This is a genomic window from Planktothricoides sp. SR001, from assembly GCF_001276715.1.
GTDB lineage: Bacteria > Cyanobacteriota > Cyanobacteriia > Cyanobacteriales > Laspinemataceae > Planktothricoides > Planktothricoides raciborskii.
The window spans coordinates 333-9215 of sequence record NZ_LIUQ01000101.1; the positions used below are offsets into that span (position 1 = coordinate 333).

Below are 8883 nucleotides of genomic sequence, written 5' to 3' on the forward strand. Positions count from 1 at the left end.
GCAACCACTGATAATGAAAATATCCGTTGCCAGGCTGCCAAGAGTTTAGCGGAAATCGACCCAGGCAATAAAACAGCGATCGCGGCTTTGGTCAAAGTTATCGAAACCACTAAAAATGAATATACCCGTTGGTGGGCTGCCTATAGTTTAGGGAAAATCGACCCAGGCAATGAAACGGCGATCGCGGCTTTGGTCAAAGTTATCGCAACCACTGATATTGAATATATCCGTAGGCAGGCTGCCTTTCGGTTAGGGGAAATTGGACAAGGCAATGAAACAGCGATCGCTGCTTTGCTCAAAGTTCTCGCAACTACTGATAATGAAAATGCCCGTAGGCAGGCTGCCAAGAGTTTAGGGGAAATCGCACAAGGCAATGAAACAGCGATCGCGGGTTTGGTCAAAGTTATCGCAACCACTGATAATGAAGTTACCCGTTGGCAGGCTGCCGATAGTTTAGAGGAAATCATCACTACCGATGAAAACCGAAAATATGTAGTCACTGCCTTACAGCCTTACCTCACTGATGAAACTTACCAAAATAACTTTTCTCTCTGGATAAACTGCTATAAAATGCTCTGGAAAATTGCCCAAGATTTGCCCTACCCAGACTTTTACAACGCATGGCATGGTTTAAACGAAACCTCTACCCTTGTGCAAAATCTTGAACTTGCCCAACTCCCTAAAAATCTGCAAACCCAACTCACCGAAACCAACCTGAACCAAACTATACAAGTCTTTTATATCGACGGCAGTAAATTCATCGGTGACAATCCTGCCAAAGCAATTTATCGCCAAATGACCCAACAAGGTGGCAGGAAAATAGAGGATAAACCGGGAAATATGGCAGATTTGCAAGACTATTGGGCTGATTTAATTGACGAAAATGATCAACCCCCTGTCCTAATTTTCTATCAAGACCCCAACAACGGAATACCCCAAGGTTTTAGCGAAACTTTTCTGGATCTTCTCACTCGGTTTGACGGGATAATTTGCCTAATTACCGACCAAACCCACCCACCTTTGCAAACTTTTTCCCCGCAATACCCGCAACTAATTCATAATATTGTTGCGTGGCTACAACGGAGGATTTTAGAAATGTGAATGAGAAACCGGGTTTCTATGGTGCATAATAAAGATAACTGTTGGTAGCAAAGAAGAAACCCGGTTTCTGGGTATTGCGGTTGACTGTGGGGATAAGAAACCGGGTTTCTATGGTGGATAATAAAGATAACTGTTGGTAGCAAAGAAGAAACCCGGTTTCTGGGTATTGGGGTTAACTGTGGGGATAAGAAACCGGGTTTCTATGGTGGATAATAAAGATAACTGTTGGTAGCAAAGAAGAAACCCGGTTTCTGAGAATTCGGGTTGACTGTGGGGATAAGAAACCGGGTTTTTTTCGTGCATAATAAAGATAACTGTTGATAGCAGAGAAGAAACCCGGTTTCTGAGAATAGGGGTTAACTGTGGGGATGAGAAACCGGGTTTCTTTCGTGCATAATAAAGATAACTGTTGGTAGCAAAGAAGAAACCCGGTTTCTGGGCACGGTATCATTAATCTAAATCCGCCATTAACTCATCTACCGTAACTTTTTGCGTTTTTCCCATCTTATATTCTACATGGGCTTCAGCAATGTTAGCCGCGATTTGTTTTCTCCGTTTCTCTTGTAATCGTTTTTGGAGAATTTCAATTAAAAAATTTTGCTCAGAATCAGATAAAGATTCAGCAATTTCTAAAACCTGATTAAAATGGATTGGCTGCATAGTCAAAGAAATTGATTGTATGGGTTAGTGAGTTGGTAATCGAAAATTTAACTCGCACCAGGGCAAGCGATCGATTCTCTAGATCAATTATACTCAAGAAACCCGGTTTCTGCCCACGGTATGCGATCGCTCCTCAAGCAAAAAAAGAAACCGGGTTTCTTTGGTGGATAATAAAGATAACTGTTGGTAGCAAAGAAGAAACCCGGTTTCTGGCCACGGTATGCGATCGCTCCTCAAGCCAGAAAAAAAACCGGGTTTCTTTCGTGCATAATAAAGATAACTGTTCTTAGCAAAGAAGAAACCCGGTTTCTGAGAATAGGGGTTGACTGTGGGGATGAGAAACCGGGTTTATTTATGCCTGTGGATCACAAAGATAACTGTTGATAGCAAAGAAGAAACCCGGTTTCTGGGTATAGCATATGCCTAAACCCGGTTTCTGAGTTACTATTAAATTAAACCAAATAAAGTAAACTAAAAATGATCCTAGGGTAAACCGTGTTTTTTTCCATTATTATTCCCACTTACAATCGTCTGCCAATTCTGCAAAAGTGCCTCAAAGCCTTAGAACAGCAAACTATTCCCCCAAATAGCCAAATTTCCGACTATGAAATCATCGTCATCGATGACGGATCTACCGATAATACCCTGGAGTGGCTGCGATCGCACTCTGGGCAATTGCCTCATTTGCGGTGCTTAGAACAATCACATCTTGGCCCTGCCGCCGCCAGAAACTTAGGCATTCAATCAGCCATTGGTGACACAATTATTTTTATTGATAGTGATTTAGTCGTCACCGAAAATTTTCTCTCTGCCCATGCCGCTGCTTTAAAAAAAGCGGAAAAAAAATTCGGTCATTCGCGCATATTTACCTATGGGGCAGTCATCAATACTTGTAACTTTGAAAATCCCACCAGTGAACCTTATAAAATAACCGATTTTTCTGCCGCTTATTTTGCTACCGGCAATGTGGCGATCGCGAAAAAATGGTTAGAACAAGCGGGTTTATTCGATCCGGCATTTTCCCTCTATGGTTGGGAAGACCTAGAATTAGGAGTTCGCCTCAAAAAACTGGGATTAAAACTGATCAAATGTCCCGAAGCTGTCGGCTATCACTGGCATCCGGCCTTTGCCTTAGAGCAAATTCCCCGATTAATTGACCGAGAAATTCAACGGGGAAAAATGGGGGTTTTATTTTACCAAAAACATCCAACCTGGGAAGTTAGGCTAATGATTCAAATGACCTGGTTACACCGAATTATTTGGGCTACACTCTCTCTAGGAGGAACAATCAACGAACGCAGCTTATCCGGTTTTTTACAATGGTTAATTGACCAAGGAAAACCCCAACTCGCCTTAGAAATTGCCCGCATATTTCTTAATTGGTACAACGTCAAAGCGGTATATCAAGCTTATGCCGAATGTTCCGCCGCCAATAATTGCTAATTACCAATTAAGCATAAAAAAAATCGGAAATTAGCAGAAATTAGCAGAGATTTCTGCTCATCTTGTGCTACCCTAGTTAAGTTGTGAAAAATCGCACATCTGGGGTTTCGGGTGTTTTCCATCCCCATAAGGATGATGAAAATCCGCCCAGATGGAGGATAAACCCGAACGAGGAGAATCAAAAATCATGCCAGTTGTCTCATTAGCGGAAATGCTAGAGTCAGGGGTTCACTTTGGGCATCAGACCCGCCGCTGGAACCCCAAAATGGCTCCGTATATCTTTACCGATCGCAATGGAGTGCATATCATTGACTTGGTGCAAACCGCCCAGTTAATGGAAGAAGCTTATGAGTATATGCGGAGTGCATCGGAAAAAGGGCAAAAAGTTCTATTTGTTGGCACCAAGCGCCAAGCGGCTGGCATTGTGGCTGCCGAAGCAAACCGCTGCGGTTCCTACTATGTGAACCAACGCTGGTTGGGCGGAATGCTCACCAACTGGGAAACCATCAAACGCCGTGCCCAGCGCCTCAAAGAATTAGAAGGCTTGGACGACAGCGGGGCTTTAGATCGTCGTCCCAAAAAAGAAGCTTCTATGCTCCGCCGGGAAAAGGCTAAACTGCAAAAATATCTGGGCGGCATCAAGAATATGCGGAAAATTCCCGATATCGTGGTGATCGTCGATCAACGTCGGGAGTACAACGCCGTACTCGAATGCCAAAAATTAGATATTCCCATTGTGGCTCTGCTAGATACCAACTGCGACCCAGACTTAGCAGATATTCATATTCCGGCGAATGATGATGCAATTCGCTCCATTAAATTAATTGTTGGTAAATTAGCTGATGCTATTTACGAAGGTCGTCATGGAGATGCCCCTCAAGGGGTGGATTATGACGATTATGAAGACGACGATTACGAAGACGACTACGAAGACGACTACGAATCATCCGATGACGATGAATCTTATGATGAATCCGATGATTCAGATGACAATTAATTCATTATTATTCTGAATTAATCAATGATTGATTATTGAAGATTGATTGACTGATTTAATCACCTAAAATCCTCAACCAGTCTTCAATATTATTCTACTGTTCAAATTACCCATAGATTCCTAACTCAGGCAACATGGCGGAAATATCTGCAAAAACAGTCAAAGAACTGCGCGAAAAAACCGGCGCAGGTATGATGGACTGTAAAAAAGCTCTCACAGAAAATAACGGCGATATCAACAAAGCGACCGAATGGCTGCGGCAAAAAGGCATCACTTCCGCAGACAAAAAAGCAGGGCGCGTGGCCGCCGAAGGTATTGTAGACAGTTATATCCACACTGGGGGACGCATTGGTGTCTTAGTGGAAGTTAACTGCGAAACTGATTTTGTCGCCCGTCGGCAAGAGTTTCAATCTCTGGTACGCAATATTGCTATGCAAATTGCCGCCTGCCCGCAGGTGGAATATATCAAAGTTGCTGATATTCCAGAGGCGATCGCCCAGAAAGAAAAAGAGATTGAAATGGGTCGTGATGACCTCGGTTCCAAACCCGATAATATTAAAGAAAAAATTGTTCAAGGTCGCATTGAAAAGCGCCTGAAAGAACTTTCTTTGATGGATCAGCCCTATATTCGGGATCAAAATAAAACCGTAGAAGAACTGGTTAAAGAAAGCATTGCTCAACTCGGTGAAAATATCCAAGTCCGTCGGTTTGTCCGGTTTGTCTTGGGTGAAGGCATTGAGAAAGAAGAGAAAAACTTTGCTGAGGAAGTCGCCGCTCAAACTGGTGGAAAGAAATAACAGCCTTCTGTGGTAATGATTTAGTGGTAATGATTTAAGAGATAAAAGGTAAAAGAAAAGCAGAGGTTCTGTTTCTTTTACCTTTTACTTTTTCGGTTATTAAACTTTTCAAAAAATATGTCCAGTAGCCTGAAACAAGTTGAAAAACAATTAGCTGCGATCGAGCAATCTTCAAAAGCGTTAGCCAATGAATTACATCAGACTTTTTTGAATTATTTAAAATTCTTAGGAAATGCCGTAAAAAAACAACTGATTTTAGCCAGCTATTATCTATGTACGCAAGGATACCCAGAAGCTTTCTTAAGCTTATCTTTTAAAGAAAAACAAGAATTACAATCGGCCATTCGCCAGAATGCTCTCAGCGCGGTTCAGGATTTGTCGATTTTACTCACTTTAACTTTAAGAGTTCAACAAAATTTATCTAATGAAACCGATGAAACAGAAAGCGATGCCGCCGCTGATTCTGATGATTTTTCCGAGAATAATTTAGATGAATTAGAGGAAAATGATGAATCAGCGCTATTAGATGAAAGCAGTTTTCATCAAGTAAGCGAAGAGACAGAAAATCCCTGGGCTGGTCTAGTGTTAACAAATCCAGAGCGGATCTCTCAGTGGCATAAAACATTAGAGCAAGGAATTATAGAAATTTTAAGAACAGTTTCTCGGAAAACTAATGAGGATTTACAATCCTATAAAATTTTACCGAAAAATTTACCGGATATTCCCGATATGTTGTTAGAGTTGGGGGCGAAAAATTCTGGTTATGCTGAACCGATGGGTAATTTGCCCAATATCGTCAATTTGACCATTGAAATTGGCAATGATGCCGAAGGGGAAAAATCCAGCAATCGAGAGAAAAAATATAAGGATGTGATTAATATTTTAAAAATTAATTTACGGTTGTCTGATATTGAGTTTGCCGAACCTCTGTTGATGGCAAAACGCAATCAAATTCGTGAACTTTCCCATCGGTTAAATAGTCTTGTAAAGGAGTATCAAAAGAAACAACAAGAACGCATAATTGCTGAAGCAGAAGCAGCTTGGAGATCGAGTTGGTTTGAAGAGTAGGGGATAAGCCGTGACTACAGAATTACCAGATTGGTTGAGATTACAAAAAGCCTTGTCGATTGAAGCAGAAAAAGGCTTTCAAGACTTGATGGGTCATCAATACCGCTTTAGTGAGTTTTTGCATTTGAGTTTAAAAGATAGTCCTGGGGCATTAGTTGCCACCGATCGCCAACAATGGCAAGATTTAGCCAGTAAGTTTGCTGTCTATCCTAAGTTAGATTCTGAACAGCGAAAAACGTTAATTTCCCAGACTAAAATGTTTTTGCTGCAAATGCAGCAGATCCTCACTTGTCAAACAGAGACTTCCTATCAAATTAAGCGATCGCCCCAGGGAAATTCGGTGGCAGAAAATCACTCACCTTTACCAGATCCGACATCGAGAAATTCCGATCGCTTCGCCAAAGCAACGGGATATAAAAATAAAGAAATTCCGGCATCTAATGGTGGATCTAAGGGGGTGGAATCAACCCAGTCAGGGAAAAAATCTGTGAGGAGCGGCCAAATTTCTCTCGATCAAGGATTGATTTCAGTGCCAGGGCTGGGAGAAAAAACCGGCGATCGCCTAGCCAGATTGGGAATTTACACCGTGCGTGACCTACTATTTTATTACCCAAGAGATCATATTGACTACGCTCGTCAAGTACCGATCAAAGAATTAGAAGCCGGTGAAACCGTGACTATTATCGGCACTGTGAAACGGTGTAATTGTTTTACCAGTCCTCGCAACAAAAAATTAAGTATCCTGGACATTGTGCTCAAAGACCATACAGGTGACATTAAGCTGAGTCGTTTTTTTGCCGGTCGGATGAGTTCTCGCGGTTGGCAAGAACAGCAAAAACGGCTTTATCCAGTTGGGGCAATGGTAGCAGCTTCGGGATTAGTGAAAAAAAGTAAATATGGCACCACCCTAGATAATCCCCAATTGGAAGTCCTCGATCAGATCGGTGGTGAATTGGACTCCAGCACCGTTGGTCGAGTCCTCCCAATTTATGCTCTCACCGAGGGAGTCACCGCTGATGTGGTGCGAAGGGCGGCGCTGAAAATTTTGCCAATGGCGGAACTTTTACAAGACCCCTTACCCGCAGGTCTGAGGAAAAAGTACGGGTTAATCGATTTACCAGAAGCGATCGCCAACATCCACTTTCCCCCCGATCGCCATATCCTTGCCGAAGCCCGGCGCCGCCTAGTCTTTGATGAATTCTTTTATCTACAACTGGGACTACTCAACCGGCGTCATACGGCCAAACAATCCACCACCACCGCCATCTTAGAACCCAAAGGGGAATTGATTGCCGAATTTTATCGGCTGCTGCCCTTTAAACTCACCAAAGCCCAACAGCGAGTCATCAACGAGATTTTCGGCGACTTAGCAAAACCCGAACCGATGAACCGCTTAGTCCAAGGGGATGTCGGTTCTGGTAAAACCGTGGTCGCCGTCGTAGCTATGTTAGCCGCCATTCAATCCGGCTATCAAACCGCAATCATGGCTCCCACAGAAGTCTTAGCGGAACAACATTATAAAAAAATCGTTGAATGGTTCAATTTACTGCATTTGCCCGTAGAACTGCTCACAGGTTCTACCAAAACCGCCAAACGTAAACAAATTTATGCCCAACTGGAAACCAGCGAATTACCCGCGATCGTGGGAACCCATGCCCTGATCCAAGACTCGGTAAATTTCCACCGCTTAGGACTGATTGTGATCGACGAACAGCATCGCTTTGGAGTCCAACAGCGGGCGCTACTACAGCAAAAAGGAGTCGATGGCGTCACCCATGTGCTGACCATGACTGCCACCCCCATTCCCCGCACCCTCGCCCTCACCTTACATGGGGATTTAGATGTCAGCCAGATTGATGAATTGCCCCCCGGACGCCAAGCCATTCAAACCACAGTCCTATCAGGGAAAGACCGCCACGAAGCTTATGACTTGATTCGGCGAGAAATTGTCCAAGGGCGACAAGCTTATGTAGTGTTGCCATTAATTGAAGAATCGGAAAAAATCGACTTGAAGTCGGCGATCGAAGAATATCAGCGACTCCAGGACGTGATTTATCCAGAATTTCAAGTGGGATTATTGCATGGCCGCATGACTTCCGCCGAAAAAGAAGCAGCGATTAATCAATTTCGGGAAAGAGAAACCCAAATTTTAGTCTCCACCACAGTGGTAGAAGTGGGGGTGGATGTACCCAACGCCACAGTGATGCTGATTGAAAATGCCGAACGCTTTGGCCTATCTCAATTACACCAACTACGCGGGCGGGTTGGTCGGGGGGCAGAACGTTCTTATTGTTTGTTAATGACTCATCCCAAAGCCACCGATGATGCCAAACAGCGATTAAATGTGATGGCTCAGTCTCAAGATGGATTTTTAATTGCCGAAATGGATATGCGCTTGCGGGGGCCGGGTCAAGTCTTGGGAACCAAGCAGTCTGGTTTACCGGACTTTGCCCTGGCGAGTTTGTCCGAAGACCAGGATGTATTGATTTTGGCGCGGGATGCCGCCGAAAAAGTGATCGAAAAAGATCCCACTTTAAATCGGTGGCCTTTGTTGAAACTGGAGTTAGATCAGCGCTATCAACGGCTGATGGGTGGGGCAATTTTGACGTGATTTCGGATTAGGGAACGGGGAACCGGGGTGCGGCGGTGCAGGGGTGCAGGGGAAGCCGCCGTCGTGTAGGGTGTAGGGTGTAGGGTGTAGGGTGTAGGGTGTAGGGTGTAGGGTGTAGGGTGTAGGGTCTAGGGTGTAGGGTGTAGGGTGTAGGGTGTAGGGTCTAGGGTGTAGGGTGTAGGGTGTAGTGAATAGTGAATAGTGAA

9 protein-coding genes and 1 pseudogene are annotated in these 8883 nt (G+C 43.8%); 7 read left to right on the forward strand and 3 right to left on the reverse strand.

Annotated features, from left to right (window positions below; translation table 11 throughout):
* Positions 1 to 1101: HEAT repeat domain-containing protein (locus tag AM228_RS28005; protein WP_197285443.1), on the forward strand; the 1101-nt coding region annotated here is incomplete at its 5' end.
* A gap of 108 nt (positions 1102 to 1209) precedes the next feature.
* Here the strand turns inward: AM228_RS28005 and AM228_RS28010 are convergent.
* Both AM228_RS28010 and AM228_RS28015 read right to left on the reverse strand, forming a co-directional pair.
* On the reverse strand, positions 1210 to 1404 hold the full coding sequence (locus AM228_RS28010) for a hypothetical protein (RefSeq protein WP_054470262.1): 195 nt from the start codon (positions 1402 to 1404) through the stop codon (positions 1210 to 1212).
* Positions 1405 to 1551: 147 nt separating this feature from the next.
* The gene (locus AM228_RS28015; protein WP_054470263.1) at positions 1552 to 1761 is read right to left on the reverse strand and encodes a hypothetical protein; all 210 of its coding nucleotides are present in this window, start codon (positions 1759 to 1761) and stop codon (positions 1552 to 1554) included.
* An 11-nt stretch (positions 1762 to 1772) separates the two neighbouring features.
* Here AM228_RS28015 and AM228_RS33815 point away from each other — a divergent pair, with 11 nt between their 5' ends.
* The 6 genes from AM228_RS33815 to recG all read left to right on the forward strand — a co-directional run bounded on the left by AM228_RS33815 (position 1773) and on the right by recG (position 8677).
* Positions 1773 to 2051 (forward strand): hypothetical protein, encoded by a 279-nt coding sequence (locus AM228_RS33815; RefSeq protein ID WP_156332130.1) that lies wholly within the window; start codon positions 1773 to 1775, stop codon positions 2049 to 2051.
* A gap of 205 nt (positions 2052 to 2256) precedes the next feature.
* Positions 2257 to 3204, forward strand: coding sequence for a glycosyltransferase family 2 protein (locus tag AM228_RS28020; protein ID WP_054470265.1), 948 nt, complete (start codon positions 2257 to 2259; stop codon positions 3202 to 3204).
* 187 nt (positions 3205 to 3391) lie between these two features.
* Positions 3392 to 4201 (forward strand): 30S ribosomal protein S2, encoded by an 810-nt coding sequence (gene rpsB, locus AM228_RS28025; RefSeq protein WP_054470270.1) that lies wholly within the window; start codon positions 3392 to 3394, stop codon positions 4199 to 4201.
* A 134-nt stretch (positions 4202 to 4335) separates the two neighbouring features.
* Positions 4336 to 4998 (forward strand): translation elongation factor Ts, encoded by a 663-nt coding sequence (gene tsf, locus AM228_RS28030; protein WP_054470266.1) that lies wholly within the window; start codon positions 4336 to 4338, stop codon positions 4996 to 4998.
* A 117-nt stretch (positions 4999 to 5115) separates the two neighbouring features.
* Positions 5116 to 6066, forward strand: a complete 951-nt coding sequence (locus AM228_RS28035) for a hypothetical protein (protein ID WP_054470268.1) — start codon at positions 5116 to 5118, stop codon at positions 6064 to 6066.
* 10 nt (positions 6067 to 6076) lie between these two features.
* Entirely contained in the window at positions 6077 to 8677 is a 2601-nt protein-coding gene (gene recG / locus AM228_RS28040) for an ATP-dependent DNA helicase RecG (RefSeq protein WP_054470269.1), read from the forward strand.
* Here recG and AM228_RS34680 read toward each other — a convergent pair.
* Positions 8630 to 8883, reverse strand: a pseudogene (locus AM228_RS34680) (hypothetical protein); the annotation flags it as partial. The gene recG and the pseudogene AM228_RS34680 sit on opposite strands and share 48 nt — an antisense overlap.

Bases quoted from the DNA above. Each gene is read 5' to 3' on its own strand.
- AM228_RS28010 (WP_054470262.1), bottom strand. From the start codon at position 1,404: ATGCACGAAAAAAACCCGGTTTCTTATCCCCACAGTCAACCCGAATTC.
- AM228_RS28015 (WP_054470263.1), bottom strand. From the start codon at position 1,761: ATGCAGCCAATCCATTTTAATCAGGTTTTAGAAATTGCTGAATCTTTA.
- rpsB (WP_054470270.1), top strand. From the start codon at position 3,392: ATGCCAGTTGTCTCATTAGCGGAAATGCTAGAGTCAGGGGTTCACTTT.
- tsf (WP_054470266.1), top strand. From the start codon at position 4,336: ATGGCGGAAATATCTGCAAAAACAGTCAAAGAACTGCGCGAAAAAACC.
- AM228_RS28035 (WP_054470268.1), top strand. From the start codon at position 5,116: ATGTCCAGTAGCCTGAAACAAGTTGAAAAACAATTAGCTGCGATCGAG.